13 protein-coding genes are annotated in these 14,768 nt (G+C 70.7%); 4 read left to right on the forward strand and 9 right to left on the reverse strand.

What is annotated here, in order from left to right; translation table 11 throughout:
- From C666_RS16030 to C666_RS16045, 4 genes are all read left to right on the forward strand, one after another.
- The coding region (locus tag C666_RS16030) for an acyl-CoA dehydrogenase family protein (RefSeq protein WP_004343342.1) at nucleotides 1–515 on the forward strand (515 nt) is incomplete at its 5' end.
- Nucleotides 516–571: 56 nt separating this feature from the next.
- Nucleotides 572–2,236 (forward strand): AMP-binding protein, encoded by a 1,665-nt coding sequence (locus C666_RS16035; protein ID WP_004343343.1) that lies wholly within the window; start codon nucleotides 572–574, stop codon nucleotides 2,234–2,236.
- Between the two features lie 21 nt (nucleotides 2,237–2,257).
- Complete coding sequence (locus tag C666_RS16040) at nucleotides 2,258–3,217, forward strand: PDR/VanB family oxidoreductase (RefSeq protein ID WP_004343344.1); 960 nt, start codon at nucleotides 2,258–2,260, stop codon at nucleotides 3,215–3,217.
- Nucleotides 3,217–4,119, forward strand: a complete 903-nt coding sequence (locus C666_RS16045; RefSeq protein ID WP_004343345.1) for a DMT family transporter — start codon at nucleotides 3,217–3,219, stop codon at nucleotides 4,117–4,119. The genes C666_RS16040 and C666_RS16045 overlap by 1 nt, the downstream gene beginning before the upstream one ends.
- A gap of 160 nt (nucleotides 4,120–4,279) precedes the next feature.
- Here the strand turns inward: C666_RS16045 and C666_RS16050 are convergent, their stop codons facing one another.
- The 9 genes from C666_RS16050 to glgA all read right to left on the reverse strand — a co-directional run.
- Nucleotides 4,280–5,074, reverse strand: a complete 795-nt coding sequence (locus C666_RS16050) for an enoyl-CoA hydratase/isomerase family protein (RefSeq protein WP_004343347.1) — start codon at nucleotides 5,072–5,074, stop codon at nucleotides 4,280–4,282.
- Nucleotides 5,075–5,117: 43 nt separating this feature from the next.
- Nucleotides 5,118–5,831 (reverse strand): histidine phosphatase family protein, encoded by a 714-nt coding sequence (locus tag C666_RS16055; protein ID WP_004343348.1) that lies wholly within the window; start codon nucleotides 5,829–5,831, stop codon nucleotides 5,118–5,120.
- 10 nt (nucleotides 5,832–5,841) lie between these two features.
- Nucleotides 5,842–6,243, reverse strand: a complete 402-nt coding sequence (locus tag C666_RS16060; protein WP_004343349.1) for a DUF6285 domain-containing protein — start codon at nucleotides 6,241–6,243, stop codon at nucleotides 5,842–5,844.
- On the reverse strand, nucleotides 6,243–7,256 hold the full coding sequence (locus C666_RS16065; RefSeq protein ID WP_004343352.1) for a phosphotransferase family protein: 1,014 nt from the start codon (nucleotides 7,254–7,256) through the stop codon (nucleotides 6,243–6,245). Before C666_RS16065 ends, C666_RS16060 begins: the two co-directional genes overlap by 1 nt.
- The gene (locus tag C666_RS16070; protein ID WP_004343354.1) at nucleotides 7,253–8,434 is read right to left on the reverse strand and encodes an acyl-CoA dehydrogenase family protein; all 1,182 of its coding nucleotides are present in this window, start codon (nucleotides 8,432–8,434) and stop codon (nucleotides 7,253–7,255) included. Before C666_RS16070 ends, C666_RS16065 begins: the two co-directional genes overlap by 4 nt.
- A gap of 19 nt (nucleotides 8,435–8,453) precedes the next feature.
- A complete protein-coding gene (locus C666_RS16075; protein WP_004343356.1) occupies nucleotides 8,454–9,305 on the reverse strand; it encodes a 3-hydroxybutyryl-CoA dehydrogenase in 852 nt (283 codons plus the stop codon).
- 60 nt (nucleotides 9,306–9,365) lie between these two features.
- Nucleotides 9,366–10,553: an acetyl-CoA C-acyltransferase family protein gene (locus tag C666_RS16080; RefSeq protein WP_004343359.1), complete on the reverse strand. Its 1,188-nt coding sequence runs from the start codon at nucleotides 10,551–10,553 to the stop codon at nucleotides 9,366–9,368.
- 310 nt (nucleotides 10,554–10,863) lie between these two features.
- Nucleotides 10,864–13,320, reverse strand: a complete 2,457-nt coding sequence (locus C666_RS16085) for a glycogen/starch/alpha-glucan phosphorylase (protein WP_004343361.1) — start codon at nucleotides 13,318–13,320, stop codon at nucleotides 10,864–10,866.
- Between the two features lie 52 nt (nucleotides 13,321–13,372).
- Nucleotides 13,373–14,768 (reverse strand): glycogen synthase GlgA (gene glgA / locus C666_RS16090; protein ID WP_004343363.1); only part of this gene is annotated, 1,396 nt, incomplete at its 5' end.

The following is a 14,768-nucleotide window of genomic DNA, read 5'->3' on the forward strand; positions in this document are numbered from 1 at the left end:
CGAGCATCGCCTTCGACGGCGCCGCGGCCGAGGTGCTGCGCCCCGAATCCGGCCGGCCGGCGGCCGACGCGCTGGCCGAGCTGCGCGACGAGGCGGCGGTGGCGCTGTGCGCCGAAAGCCTGGGCATCGTCCGCTGCCTGGTGGAGACCACCCGCGAATACCTCAAGGTGCGCAAGCAGTTCGGGCGGGCGATCGGCAGCAACCAGGCCTTGCAGCACCGCATGGTCGATTGCTTCCTGCTGCAGGAAGAAGTGCGCGCACTGACCGCCGCGGCGCAGCAGGCGCTGTGCACGCCGGCGGCCGAGCGCGAGCGCATCGTCAGCGGCGCGCGCGCCTACGTCATCCAGGCCGCGCGCCGGGTCTGCAACGAAGCGGTGCAGATGCACGGCGGCCTGGGCGTCACCGACGAACTGGACGTCAGCCACTACTTCCGCCGCCTGATGGTGAATGCCACGCTGTTCGGCCAGCGCGACGCCCACTTCACCCGCTTCACCGACGCCGCGCTGGCCGTTTGAGCAGCGCGCGCGCCGCCGCGAGGCGGAACGACAAAAACGACACAGGAGACTCCGACATGCGCAGGGATGCGAGTGGATGGCAAGTACGGCTGGACGACGCGATGCGCGCCCGCTACGGCGCGAGCGGCGACTGGCCGAACAAGACCCTGGCCGACTTCGCCCGCGAACTGGCCGCGCGCGACCCGCAGCGGGTCACGCACGTGTTCGGCGGTGAATGCTGCACCGTCAGCGCCCTGCTGAACGAGGCCGAGGCGCTGGCGGCGGCGCTGCGCGCGCGCGGGTTGGCGGCGGGCGACGTGGTCAGCTTCCAGTTGCCGAACTGGCGCGAGGCGGTGGTGATCGATCTCGCCACGACGATGCTCGGCCTGGTGGTGGCGCCCATCGTGCCGATCTACCGCGACGCCGAAGTGGCTTTCATGCTCGGCGATGCCGGCGTCAAGGCAGCGTTCTTTCCGGCCGAGTACCGCGGCTTCGACTACGCGGCGATGATGCGCCGCCTCGCCCCGCAACTGCCGCAACTGCGGTTGCCGGTCACGGTGCGCGGCGGCGAGGAGGGCGCTGGTTTCGCCGGCTACGAGGCGCTGGTGGCGGAAAACCTGCGCCTGGACGACCCGCCCACGGTCGATCCCGACGCGGTGAAGATGATCCTGTACACCTCGGGCACGACCGGCCGCCCCAAGGGCGTGCTGCACAGCCACAACACCGGGCCGCTGCGCCTCAGGCGCGCCTTCGAGCAGTGGTCGCGCGGCTCGAACCAGCCCGGCCTCGACAACGTGCTGCTGATGGCCTCGCCGGTGACTCACGTCACCGGCCAGAGCGGCATGGAGATTCCGTTCTGCAGCGACACCCGCACGGTGTTCATGGAGCGCTGGAACGCCGACGAGGCGCTGGAGATCATCGAGCGCGAGCAGGTCACCGCCAGCGTCGGCGCCACGCCTTTCCTGCATGAGCTGCTGGGCGCCGCCGAGCGCGCCGGCCAGCGCCTGCCGTCGCTGCAGGTGTTCGCCTGCGGCGGTGCGGAGGTACCGCCGGCGCTGATCACCCGGGCCTACTCGGTGCTGGAGAACTGCCGCGCCTTCCGCGTGTACGGGTCGAGCGAGGTGCCGTTGACCACGCTCGGCTTCTTCGGCGAGGGCGAGATGGATCTGGCCGCCACCACCGACGGCCGCGTGGCCGACTACGAGGTGCGCATCGTCGACGACGGCGGCCGCGTGCTGCCGCCCGGCGAGGAGGGCGAGATCTGCGTGCGCGGCCCGGCGATGCTGCTGGCCTACGCCGACCCGGCGGCCACCGCCGAGAGCTTCGACGCCGACGGCTTTTTCGCCACCGGCGACCTGGGCCGGCTCACCGCGCAGGGCGCGATCGTCGTCACCGGCCGCAAGAAGGATCTGATCAACCGCGGCGGCGAGAAGGTCAGCGCCAAGGAGGTCGAGGACATCCTGCACCGCATGCCGGACATCCGCGAGGCAGCGGTGGTGTCGATGCCGCACGCGCGCTTGGGCGAGACCCTGTGCGCCTACGTGATCGCCGAGCCCGGCGCGGTCCCCGATCTCGACGGCGTGCTGGCCTTCGTCGCCGCGGCCGGCGTGGCGCGGCAGAAATACCCCGAAAAACTGGTGGTGGTCGACGACTTCCCGCGCACCGCGTCGGGCAAGATCCGCAAGGACCGCCTGCGCGCGGACATCCGCGCCCGCCTGGGCGCGGCCGCGACGCCCGCCTGACCCCAGCCTGGAGAACCCATCATGGAATCCACCCAACTCAAGGTCCGCATCGTCCGCAAGGCGGTCGAGGCGACCGACATCGTCTCGCTCGAACTGGCGGCGCCCGACGGCGGGCGCCTGCCCGGTTTCAGCGCCGGCTCGCACATCGACCTGGAAGTGCGGCCGGGGCTGGTGCGCCAGTATTCGCTGTGCAACGACCCCGGCGAAACCCACCGCTACCTGATCGGCGTGCTGCGCGACCCCGCCTCGCGCGGCGGCTCGGCCGCCGTGCATGACGAACTGGCCGAGGGCCAGGTGGTGAACATCAGCGCGCCGCGCAACCACTTTCCGCTGGTGCCGGCGGCGCAGAGCCTGCTGTTCGCCGGCGGCATCGGCATCACGCCCATCCTGTGCATGGCCGAGCGGCTGGCGCAGAGCGGCGCGGACTTCGTGCTGCATTACTGCGCCCGCTCGGTCGACCGCGCCGCCTTTCTCGAACGTATCCGCGCCTCCGGCTTCGCCGAGCGCGTACACCTGCATTTCGACGACGGCGACGCGGCGCAGAAGCTCGCGCTCGGCGCGGTGCTGGACGGCGCTGCCGCCGATGCCCACCTCTACGTCTGTGGCCCCGGCGGCTTCATCGACTTCGTCACCCAGGGCGCGCAGGCGCGCGGCTGGGCGGGCGAGCGCGTCCACTTCGAGTACTTCGCCGGGCAGCAGATCGATACCTCCGGCGACGGCGAGTTCGACGTCAAGCTCGCCAGCAGCGGCAAGGTGGTGACGGTGCTGCCGGGCAAGACGGTGGTGCAGGCGCTGCGCGCCGCCGGGGTGGAGATCGAGGTGTCGTGCGAGCAGGGCGTGTGCGGCACCTGCCTCACGCGGGTGCTCGATGGCGCGCCCGATCACCGCGACAACTTCCTCAGCGACGAGGAAAAGGCGGTCAACGACCAGTTCCTGCCCTGCTGCTCGCGCGCGCGTGGCCTGCTGGTGCTCGACCTCTGATGCCGCCCGGCGCGGCGTCCGGCCGGGTGCCCGCCGCCTATCTGGCGGTGGTGGCGCTGTGGTCGACCACGCCGCTGGCGATCGCCTGGAGCCTGCCGGGCGGCGGCTACGCGTTCTCGTTGTTCGCCCGCATGGTGGTCGGCGCGCTGTGCGCGTTCGCGCTGCTGCTGGCCAGCGGCGTGCGGATGCCGCTCGGGCGCGGCGCATGGACGGCGTATGCCATCGGCGGCGCGAGCCTGTTCGCGACCCTGTTCTGCGTTTATTGGGGCGCGCAGTTCGTCCATTCCGGGCTGATCGCGCTGGTGTTCGGCCTGTCTCCGCTGGTGACCGGCGCGGTGGCGGCGGTATGGCTGCGCGAGCGCGCGTTCACCCCGCTGAAGCTGTTCGGTATGGGCGTCGCGCTGCTCGGCCTGGGCGTGGTGTTCGGCCGCGGCGAAGACCTCGGCGGCCCGCAGGCGCCGGCCGGGCTGGCGGTGCTGCTGCTGGCGGTGCTGCTCAATGCCTGCGGCCTGGTGGGCATGAAGCGCCATGGCGCGGGCGTGCCGCCGCTGGCGACGACGGCCGGCGTGATGCTGGTGTCGCTGCCGCTGTTCGGGCTGGTCTGGCTGTGGGGCGGCAGCGGCGTGCCGCAGGCGATGCCGCTGCGCAGCTTGTTGGCCATCATCTACCTGGGCGTGTTCGGCTCGGTGCTCGGCTTCGCGCTGTACTACTACCTGATGAAGCACCTGCCGGCGGTGTCGCTGGCGATGATCACCGTGGTCACGCCGGTGCTGGCCCTGGTGCTGGGCAGCCTGCTCAACGACGAGGCCTTGCCCCTGCGCGTATGGGCGGGGGCGGCGTGCATCTGCGCCGGCCTGTATCTGAACCTGCGCGGCGCCGCTGCGGACAAGGCCGCCAGCTGAGGCCGGGCGCCATCCGGGGCAACGGCGGCGGAGGTGGAAGTGGAAGGATCGCGCCGTGCGCGAAGGGATCGAGGTGCTCCCGGTCCGGCAGACTTTCCCGGAGCACCGGGAGAGCTGGGAGAGGAGGGAGATGCCGGACCGGAAGCAAGGCTGCCCGTGTTCAGCCGCCGGTGTAGCGGGCCGGGCGTTTCTCGAGGAAGGCGGCGACGCCTTCGCTGAAGTCGGCGGTGGCGGCACAGGCGGCGAAGCCTTGCCGTTCCGCCTGCAGTTGCGCGGGGAAATCGTGTCCCAGGGCATCGCGCATCAGGCGCTTCAGCATGCCCTGAGCAGCCGGGGCGCCGTCGGCCAGGCGCGCGGCGAGGCGCTGCGTTTCCGCTTCCAGCGCGGCGGCGGGCACGACCTTGTTCACCAGGCCGAGGCGCAGGGCTTCGGCAGCGTCGATGCCGTCGGAGAGCAGGGCGATTTCCAGCGCCCGGCGCAGGCCGACGATACGCGGCAGATTCCACGACGCACCGAGGTCGCAGCTCGTGCCCAGCTTGACGTAGGCCAGGTTGAAGCGCGCGTCGTCGGCGGCGATGGCGAGATCGCAGGCCAGCGCCAGGCTCATGCCGGCCCCGGCGACCGCGCCTTGCACGCTGGCGATGACGGGCGCGCGCAGGCCGGCGAGGATCTGCAGCGCTTCGTGCATCGGCGCGATCAGGGTGTCGGCGATGGCCTGCGGACCTTCGCCGAAGCTGGCGATGTCGCCGCCGGCCATGAAGGCGCGGCCTTCGCCGCTGATGACCACCGCGCGCACCGAGGCGTCGCCGGCGATGGACTTGCAGGCCGAGAGGAAAGCGCCGGCCATGCCGGCGTCGATGGCGTTGAGCACCTGGGGACGGTTGAAGCGGAGGTGGGCGACGGCGCCGTCACGGCGGTTGAGCAGCGGGGCCTCGCTGGCTGGGGGGGTGGTCATGGGTGTCTCCTGGGTCGTGGACGGGGGATGGCGGCCCGGCCTTTCATTGCGCGCGGTAGGCGCGGTGGATGCCTTCCATCACCGTCTCGTGCTTGCCGTCGCGTATAGGGTCGTATGCGGCGATGTTCACCGCGCGCAGGTAGACGCGTTCGGCCACGCCGTCGCGCACGTCCATCTCGATCAGGTTGAGGCAGGCCGGGTCCTGTTCGAAGCCTTTCAGGCCGGCGAGGCCGGCGCCGACGAAGTGCGACATCAGCATGCGGTTGACGCCGTCGTGCGCGACCAGCAGCAGGTTGCGCCAGTCGTTGCGGGCGAGCAGGCCGGACCAGCCGGCCAGGATGCGTTCGCGGAAGTCGGCCCAGGCTTCGCCGCCGATGAAGCGGCCGTCGGCGTCGGTGGCGGTTTCGTAGGCGTGGCCGATGACGCGTTCGCGCGCATGCGGCGGCACGGCGTCGAAGCGCCCGCCCCGCACTTCCTTCAGGCGCGGTTCCTCGTGCAGCGGCAGGGCGCGCGCGCCGAGCACGATGCGGGCGGTTTCGCGGGTGCGGGTCAGGCCGGAGCAGAAGGCCAGGTCGAAATCGACATCGGCGAGCAGCTCGGCGGCGGCCTGCGCCTGGGCGCGGCCTTCGGCGGTGAGCGGCACGGTGCGCGGATCGAGCGGCAGGCCGGCGTCGTCGAAGTAGACGACCGCGCCGTGGCGCATCAGGTAGAGGCGCCGCCGGCAGCGGGTGCCGGGCAGGGCGGGGATGGCGGGCATGTGGTCTCCCTCAGCCCTGCGGGCCGAGATACTTGGGATTGCTTTCGGCGACCTTGTGGCGGATGGCCGAGGCCAGGTGCGCGCGCACGTCCTCGCGCAGCGGGCCGTCGTCGGCGCGGCCGCCGCGTATCCATTCCGACAGCTTGCGGTTGGCCGACAGCAGCCCGCCGCGCACGGCGGCGGTGTCGCCGCTCGCCGGGGCGAAGGGTTCGGACAGCAGATGCTCGAGCGCGGCCAGCTCGGCGCGTTCGAGGTCGTCGCCGTTCTGCAACTGGCGCGCGGCGATGGCGAGCGCGTTGGCGATCATCAGCGCGCTCATGCGCTTGTCGGCCGGCAGCGCCGGTATCAGCTCGTCGCGCAGCACCTGGCGGGCGGTGTCGAGCAGTTCTGCTCCGGTGGGGCGGTCGCGCATCACAGGCCTCCTGTCATCGAGAGGATTTCGTATTCGAGCTCGGGCACGATGTGGCCGGTCAGCGCCAGCAGCAGCGAGCGTTCCTCGCCGGAGACGTGGCGCTCGGCCTGCTGGATGGCGATGATCGCCCAGTGCATGTGCGCCATCACTTCCCAGTAGAACACCTCGGCGCGCTTGAGCGGCTTGCCCGACACGCGCTCATAGCCGCGGTAGAAGTCTTCGCGCGCGCCGACGCCGCCGGCCTCGCGCTCGTTCGCGCCGAAGCGCCAGCAGCGGGCGCAGAACCAGCCGATGTCTTCCAGCGGGTCGCTCCAGCCGGCGAACTCCCAGTCGAGCACGCCGGTCAGGCCGTGCTCGTCCACCATGTAGTTGCCGGTGCGGAAGTCGCGGTGGCACAGCACGTAGTCGCCCCGCGGTGGGGCGTGGCGTTCGAGCCAGCGCAGCCCCCATTCGAGCGCGGGGTGGGGCGTGTGATGGCCGTCCAGGTAGGCGCGGAAGCGCTTCACCGAATGCAGCGCCGGGGCTTCGCCGTGGGTGGGCAGGAAAGCGAGATCGGCACGCGGCGGGCGGATGCTGTGGATGCGGGCCAGTTCCTCGCCCAGGCGCTCGGCCAGGTGCACGCGGTCGCCGCCGAGCGCGGCGTCCTTGACCAGGCGGTGGCCGGCGGCGGTGCCGCCGACGCGGCGCATGACGAAGAACTGGCGCCCGATCGGTTCGCGGTCCTCGCACAGCCACAGCGGCTCCGGCACCGTGACGCCGGCGGCGTGGGCGGCCTTGAGCAGGGCGAATTCCTGTGCGCGGTTGTGGCTGATGGCCACGCCCGAGGGCGAGTCGGTGCGCACCACCAGTTCGTGCGTGCCGGCGTGCGCGCCGCCGGCGATGGTCGCGGCGACGAGCCAGTTTTCCTGGATGGCGCCGCCGGACAGCAGCCGGGCGTCGCCGATCTCGCAGCCGTCGGCGCCGGCCGCGCGGGCGATGAAGGCCGCCAGCGCCTGTTTCATGATGTCGTTCATTGACGGTGCTCCTCGCGGTGCAGGCCCTTCAGGATGCGTTTGGCGATGCTCCAGCGATGCACTTCGGACGGGCCGTCGTAGATGCGGAAGCCGCGCATGTCGGCGAAGATGCGCGCCACCAGGGTTTCCCCGGTCACGCCCTGGCCGCCCATGATCTGCACGCAGCGGTCGGCCACCCGCCATTCGGCTTCGGAGGCGATGACCTTGGTCATGCTGGAGTCGTGCAGGCCGAGGCCGCCCTGGTCGAGCACCCAGGCGGTGTGCCAGATCGACAGGCGCGCCATGTGCAGGTCCATCTCGTTGTCGGCGAGCATGAAGCCGACGCCCTCGTGGTGGCCCAGTGGCTTGCCGAAGGCGTGGCGGCGGCGGGCGTAGGCGGTGGCGATGTCGTGCGCGCGGTGCGCGGCGCCCAGCCAGCGCATGCAGTGGGTGAGGCGCGCCGGCGACAGCCGCACCTGGGCGTACTTGAAACCTTCGCCCAACTCGCCGAGGATGTCGCGCGCCGGCACGCGCAGCCCGTCGAAGCGCACCACGCAGTGGCCGCCCGGGAAGCAGCGGTCGAGCGTGTCCATGGCGCGCTCGATGGTGATGCCGGGCTGGTCCATGTCGGCCAGGAACATGGTGGCGCGGCCGTCTTCGAGCTTGGCCATGATGATGGCGAAGGCCGCGCCTTTGGCGCCAGTGATGAACCACTTGCGCCCGCTGATGAGGTAGTCGTCGCCGTCGCGCACCGCGGTGGTGGCGAGCATCGACGGGTCGGAGCCGGCGCCGGGGTCGGGCTCGGTCATGCAGAAGCACGAGCGCGTCGCGCCGGCGGCCAGCGGGCGCAGCCAGCGTTCCTTCTGCGCGTCGGTGGCGACCGCCTCCAGCAGGTGCATGTTGCCTTCGTCGGGGGCGAAGATGTTGAGCGCGACCGGGCCGAGCAGGGAATAGCCGGCCTCCTCGAAGAACACCGCCTTGCTGCGGTGATCCAGGCCGAGGCCGCCGTATTCGGGCGACACGTGCGCCGACAGCAGCCCGGCGCGGCGCGCCTTGGCGACCAGTTCGAGGCGCAGTTCCTCGGTGGGGCCGTGTGCGGTCTGGCGCGGGTCCTGCTCCATCGGGATGATCTCGTCGGCGATGAAGGCGCGGACGCGCTGGCGCAGCGCGGCCAGCTCGGCGGGAATCTCGAAGTCCATGGGGCGGCTCCTGCGGGGGTCAGCGGTAGTCGTAGAAGCCGCGGCCGCTCTTGCGGCCGAGGAAGCCGGCATCGACCATTTCCTTCAGCAGCGGCGCGGGGCGGTACTTCGGGTCGTTGAAGCCGGCGTAGAACATCTCCATCACCGACAGCATGGTGTCCAGGCCGATGAGGTCGGCGAGCGCGAGCGGGCCGATGGGGTGGTTGCAGCCGAGCTTCATGCCTTCGTCGATCTCCGCCGCGGAGGCCAGGCCTTCCTGCAGCGCGAACACGGCTTCGTTGATCATCGGACACAGGATGCGGTTGACGGCGAAGCCCGGGCTGTTCCTGGCCACGATCGTGGTCTTGCCGATCGCCGCGGCGAAGGACTGGATGGCGGCCAGCGTGGCGTCCGAGGTCTGCAGGCCGCGAATCACTTCGAGCAGCGCCATCATCGGCACCGGGTTGAAGAAGTGGGTGCCGATGAAGCGGTCGGGGCGTCCGGTGGCCGCGGCCAGGCGGGTCACCGACAGCGAGGACGTGTTGGTGGCGATCAGCGTCTCGGCCGGCACGATGGCGTCGATCTGGGCGAGGATGCGCAGCTTGAGCGCTTCGTTCTCGGTCGCGGCCTCGATCACCAGATCGGTGGCGGAGAGCGCGCCGTAGTCGGTGGTGGCGGTGATGCGGGCGAGCAGGGCGTCCTTGTCGGCGGCGCCGAGCTTGTCCTTCTTGATCAGGCGGTCGAGGCTGGCGCCGATGGTGTGCAGGCCGCGCTGCACGGCCTCGTCCGAAATATCCACCATGACCACGTTCAGGCCGCTGGCGGCGCAGACCTGCGCGATGCCGTTGCCCATGGTGCCGGCGCCGACGACGCCGATGGTATTGATGCTCATGTCGTCTCCTGGAGAGGGTGTCGCTCTTCTGTCGGGGTTGGGGCTGGGGCGGAGATGGGTTCAGACCCGTTCGAAGATTGCGGCGATGCCCTGGCCGCCGCCGATGCACATCGTCACCAGCGCATAGCGGCCGCCGCTGCGGTGCAGTTCATGGATGGCCTTGGTGGTGATGATGGCGCCGGTGGCGCCCACCGGATGGCCGAGCGAGATGCCCGAACCGTTGGGGTTGACCTTTTCCGGGTCGAGGCCCAGTTCGCGCGTCACGGCGCAGGCCTGCGCGGCGAAGGCTTCGTTGGACTCGATCACGTCGAGGTCCGCCGCCTTCAGCCCGGTGCGCTCCAGCACCAGGCGGGTGGCGGGCACCGGGCCGATGCCCATGTACAGCGGCTCGACGCCGGCATGGGCGTAGCCGACCAGGCGCGCCAGCGGCCGCAGGCCCAGCGCCGAGGCGCGCCGCCCTTCGGCCAGCACCACGGCGCCGGCGCCGTCGTTGAGGCCGGAGGCGTTGCCCGGGGTGACCGTGCCGGAGTCCTTCTGGAACACCGGCTTCATCTTCGCCAGCGCTTCGGGCGTGAGATCGGCGCGCACGTGCTCGTCGGTGTCGAACAGCGCTGTGCCCTTGCGGCTGCGGATTTCCACCGGGACGATCTGCTCCTTGAAGCGGCCCTCGGCGATGGCGCGCGCGGCGCGGCGCTGGCTTTCCAGCGCCAGGGCGTCCTGGGTCTCGCGGTCGATGCCGTAGCGGAGGGCGACGTTCTCGGCGGTGATGCCCATGTGCACCTTCTGCCACGGGTCGTGCAGGATGCCGTTCATGTAGTCGACCACGCCGCTGTCGCCCATGCGCGCGCCCCAGCGCAGCGCCGGCACGATGTAGGGGCCGCGGCTCATCGCTTCGGCGCCGCCGCCGATGGCGACGTCGGTATCGCCGAGCAGGATGGACTGCGCCGCCGAGATGATGGCCTGCAGGCCGGAGCCGCACAGGCGGTTGACGTTGAAGGCCGGGGTCTGCTCCGGGATGCCGGCATCGATCGCGGCGACACGGCTGAGATAGGCGTCGCGCGGCTCGGTGGGCACGACGTTGCCCATCACCACGTGGCCCACGGCCGCGGCCTCGACGCCGGAGCGGGCGAGGGCTGCCTTGACCGCGGTCGTCGCCAGTTCGCTCAGCGGGGTGTCCTTCAGGCTGCCGCCATAGGTGCCGATCGCCGTCCTGGCGGCGCCGACTACGAAGATTTCGCGTTGGTTCATTGCTGTTCCTGGTCAGTGTCGTTTGGCTTGACTGTCCGGCGAACGGGCCGCGCGGCAGTGCGCGCGCAGCGGCCCGGTCTCCGAGTCGTCCCGCGCGGGGGCGGAAAGCAGCCGGCGTCGCGGGAAGGCGTGCCCATATTAACAAAAAAACAAAATTGTTGGTTTGTTAATGGCGCGATGGATCCGAATCGATCGTGCCGTGTCGCTTGCGGCCAGGAGCGGAATGCGGCGCGTTCCCCGCGCGCCGGCCGGCGGCGAGGGAACGCTGCGTGTCTCGTTGCGCGGGGTGCGAAGCGGCGCGCGCGCCGCCTCAGGGTTCGAGCGGCGCGACTTGCCAGATGGTGCGCGCGTACTCGGCGATGGTCCGGTCCGACGAGAACACGCCCATGCCGGCGACGTTGAGCACCGCGCGCCGGGTCCATTCCTCCGGCTGGCGATAGAGCGCATCGACCCTTTCCTGCGCGCGCAGGTAGCTGGCGAAGTCGGCCAGCAGCAGGTAGTGGTCGCCCCAGTTGACCAGGGTGTCGAAGATCTGCTGGTAGCGGGCCGGCTCGGCGGGGCTGAAGAGGCCGTCCCGGATGGCGTCCAGCGCCGCCGCGAGCTGCGGGTCGGCGGCGTAGTGGCTGCGCGGCTGATAGCCCTGGGCGCGGATTTCGGCGACTTCCTCGGTGCTGTGGCCGAAGATGAAGATGTTGTCGTCGCCGACTTGTTCGCGGATCTCGACGTTGGCGCCGTCGAGGGTGCCGATGGTGAGCGCGCCGTTGAGCGCGAGCTTCATGTTGCCGGTGCCCGAGGCTTCGGTGCCGGCGGTGGAGATCTGTTCGGACAGGTCGGCCGCCGGGATGATGAGCTCGGCCAGGCTGACGCTGTAGTTGGGGATGAAGACCAGCTTCAGGCGGCCGCCGATGCGTTCGTCGCGGTTGATGACGGCGGCGACGTCGTTGATGAGGCGGATGATGAGTTTGGCGGTGGCGTAGGCCGAGGCGGCCTTGCCGGCGAAGACGACGACGCGCGGCACCCAGTCGGCGCCGGGGTCGGCGAGGATGGCCTGGTAGCGCGCGACGACCTGCAGCAGGTTGAGCAGCTGGCGCTTGTATTCGTGCATGCGCTTGACCTGCACGTCGAACAGCGCGCCGGGATCGATGGCGATGCCCAGGTGTCCCCTGACGTAGTCGGCGAGGCGCTGCTTGTTGGCCAGCTTGGCGTCGCGGAAGGCGTGCAGGAACTCGGGGTCGTCGCGGTATTCGCGCAGCGCGGCAAGCTGTTCCAGGTCGCGCCGCCAGCCGCCGCCCAGGCGGCGGTCGAGCAGCGCGGCGAGGCTGGGGTTGGCCTGGGCCAGCCAGCGGCGCGGCGTGACGCCATTGGTCTTGTTGTTGAAGCGTTCCGGCCACAGGTGGGCGAAGTCGGCGAAGATGGATTGCTGCATCAGCGCCGAGTGCAGTGCCGACACGCCATTGACGGAGTGCGAGGCGACGACGGCGAGGTAGGCCATGCGCACGCGCCGCTCGCCGTTTTCGTCCACCAGCGACACGCGGCGCATCATGTCCACGTCGTGGCCGTTGTGCGCGGTCAGTTCGGCGAGGAAGTCGGCGTTGATGTCGAAGATGATGCGCAGGTGGCGCGGCAGCACGCGGCCCAGCATGTCGACCGGCCAGGTTTCCAGCGCCTCGTGCATCAGCGTGTGGTTGGTGTAGGAGAACACCCGGCGGCACAGTGCCCAGGCGCGCGCCCACGGCAGCGCGTGCTCGTCGACCAGCAGGCGCATCAGCTCCGGCACCGCGAGCACCGGATGGGTGTCGTTGAGGTGGATGCTGACCTTGTCGGGCAGGGCGTCGAAGTCGCGGTGGTTGACAAGGTAGCGGCGCACGATGTCCTGCAGGCTGGCGGAGACGAAGAAATACTCCTGGCGCAGCCGAAGCTCGCGCCCCGACAGCGTGGAGTCGTCCGGGTAGAGCACGCGCGAGACGTTCTCCGAGTGGTTCTTGCTTTCCACCGCGCCGAAATAGTTGCCGCGGTTGAAGGCGGACAGGTCGATCTCCTCGGTGGCCTTCGCCGACCACAGCCTCAGCGTATTCGTGACCTCGGTGCCGTAGCCGGGGATGATCTGGTCGTAGGCGTTGGCGAGCACATCGTCGGTGCCGACCCAGATCACGGTGTCGCCGTGCTGTTCCAGGTGGCCGCCGTAGCGCACGCGGCAGCAGATCTCCGGGCGGTGGAATTCCCAGGGGTTGCCGTGGGCGAGCCAGTAGTCGGGCACCTCGATCTGCTGGCCGTCGATGATCTGCTGGCGGAACATGCCGTAGTCGTAGCGGATGCCGTAGCCGAAGCCGGGCACGCCGAGCGTGGCCATCGAGTCGAGGAAGCAGGCGGCGAGCCGGCCGAGGCCGCCGTTGCCCAGCGCGGCGTCGGGCTCGAGGTCGATGACGGCATCGGCGTCGACATCGAGCTCGGCCAGCGCCTGGCGCACGGTCGGCATCAGGTCGAGCGCGAGCAGGGCGTTGCTGAAGGTGCGGCCGATGAGGAATTCGGCCGACAGGTAATACACGCGCTTGACGTCCTGCGCGTAGCTTGCGCGGATGGTTTTCATCCAGCGCTCGACGAGGTGGTCGCGCACGGCATAGGACACGGCATGCAGCCAGTCCTCCGGCCGAGCCGACTCGGGATTCTTGCCGACCTGGTACATCAGCTTGTTGGAGATGGCGCGCTTGAAGGCGGCGACGTCGCGCGACAGGTGGTCGTACTGGTGGGAGAACTGGGAGAGGTCCATGAGGCTCGGTCTGGATGCGGTCGTGTTCGGGGCGGCGGTGCCGGGGGCGGGCTCAGGCGGCGACCTGGCGATAGAGTTCCAGGTAGCGGGCCGCGGGGGCCTGCCAGTCGACAGGCTGGCGCATCGCGCGCTGCTGCACCAGCTTCCAGTCGGCGGGGCGGCGGTACAGCGTACATGCGCGCCTTGCGGCGCCGAGCAGGCCGGCGGCGGAGAATTCGTCGAAGACGAAGCCGGTCGCATCGAGGTCGATCGTTTCCAGGCGGGTGTCGTTGACCGTGTCGGCGAGGCCGCCCACGCGGCGTACCAGCGGCAGCGTGCCGTACTTCAGCCCGTAGAGCTGGGTCAGGCCACAGGGTTCGAAACGGGACGGGACCAGGATGATGTCGCTGCCGGCTATGAGGCGGTGGGCGAAGGATTCGTCGTAGCCGATGCGCACCGCGACCGCGTCCGGCCGCGCGGCGGCGGCCGTGCGGAAGGCGTCTTCCAGTGCGGCGTCGCCGCTGCCGAGCAAGGCGAAGCGGGTGCCGAGTTCGAGCAGGGACGGCAGCGCCTGCAGCACCAGGTGCAGGCCCTTCTGCTCGGTGAGGCGGCTGACGACGCACAGCAGCGGCGTGCCGAGTTCGGCGTCCAGTCCGAGTTCCTGCTGCAGCGCGAGCTTGCAGCGTGCCTTGCCGGCGAGCCGGCCCGGCTGGTAGGTGGCGCCGAGCATTGCGTCGGAGGCCGGGTTCCAGACGGCTTCGTCGACGCCGTTGAGGATGCCCGAGAGCTGGTTTGCACGCTCGCGCAGCACGCCGTCCAGGCCACAGCCCTGTTCGGGCGACTGGATCTCGAGGGCGTAGCCGGGGCTGACCGTGGTGATGCGGTCGGCGTAGTAGAGGCCGGCCTTCATGAAGTTGAGCCGGCCGTGGAACTCCAGGCCGTGCATGCCGAAGAAATGCGCCGGCAGGCCGAGCCCGTCGAAGTGCCGGGCTTCGAACAGGCCCTGGTAGGCAAGGTTATGCACGGTGTAGATGCTGCCGGGCAACGTCCGGCCATCTGTCTCGGCCGCGGCGCGCAGGTAGGCCGGCGCCAGTGCGGCATGCCAGTCGTGCGCATGGACGACCTGCGGTTGCCAGGACGGGTCGAGGCCTTGCGCGAGTTCGGCGGCGGCCCAGCCCAGCAGGCCGAAGCGCTGTGCGTTGTCCGCGTAGGGGCGCTGCGCGGCGTCGGCATAGGGGCCGCCCTCGCGCAGGTAGTAGGGCGGCGCGTCCAGCACGTAGGCATCGACCCCGCAGGCCCGCAGGCGGCCCTGCAGCAGGCGGGGGCGGGCGCCGGCCATGGCCGGGGGCGGGTCCAGGCGGCCGATTTCCGTCGCGTCCTCGAGCTTGGCGAGGATGGGGCCGAAGCCCGGCAGCAGCACGCGCGGGTCGGCGCCCTGGGCGCGCAGGGCCGGCGGCAGCGCGCCGGCC

The sequence above is a fragment of the Thauera linaloolentis 47Lol = DSM 12138 genome, from assembly GCF_000310205.1.
Classification (GTDB): Bacteria; Pseudomonadota; Gammaproteobacteria; order Burkholderiales; family Rhodocyclaceae; genus Thauera; species Thauera linaloolentis.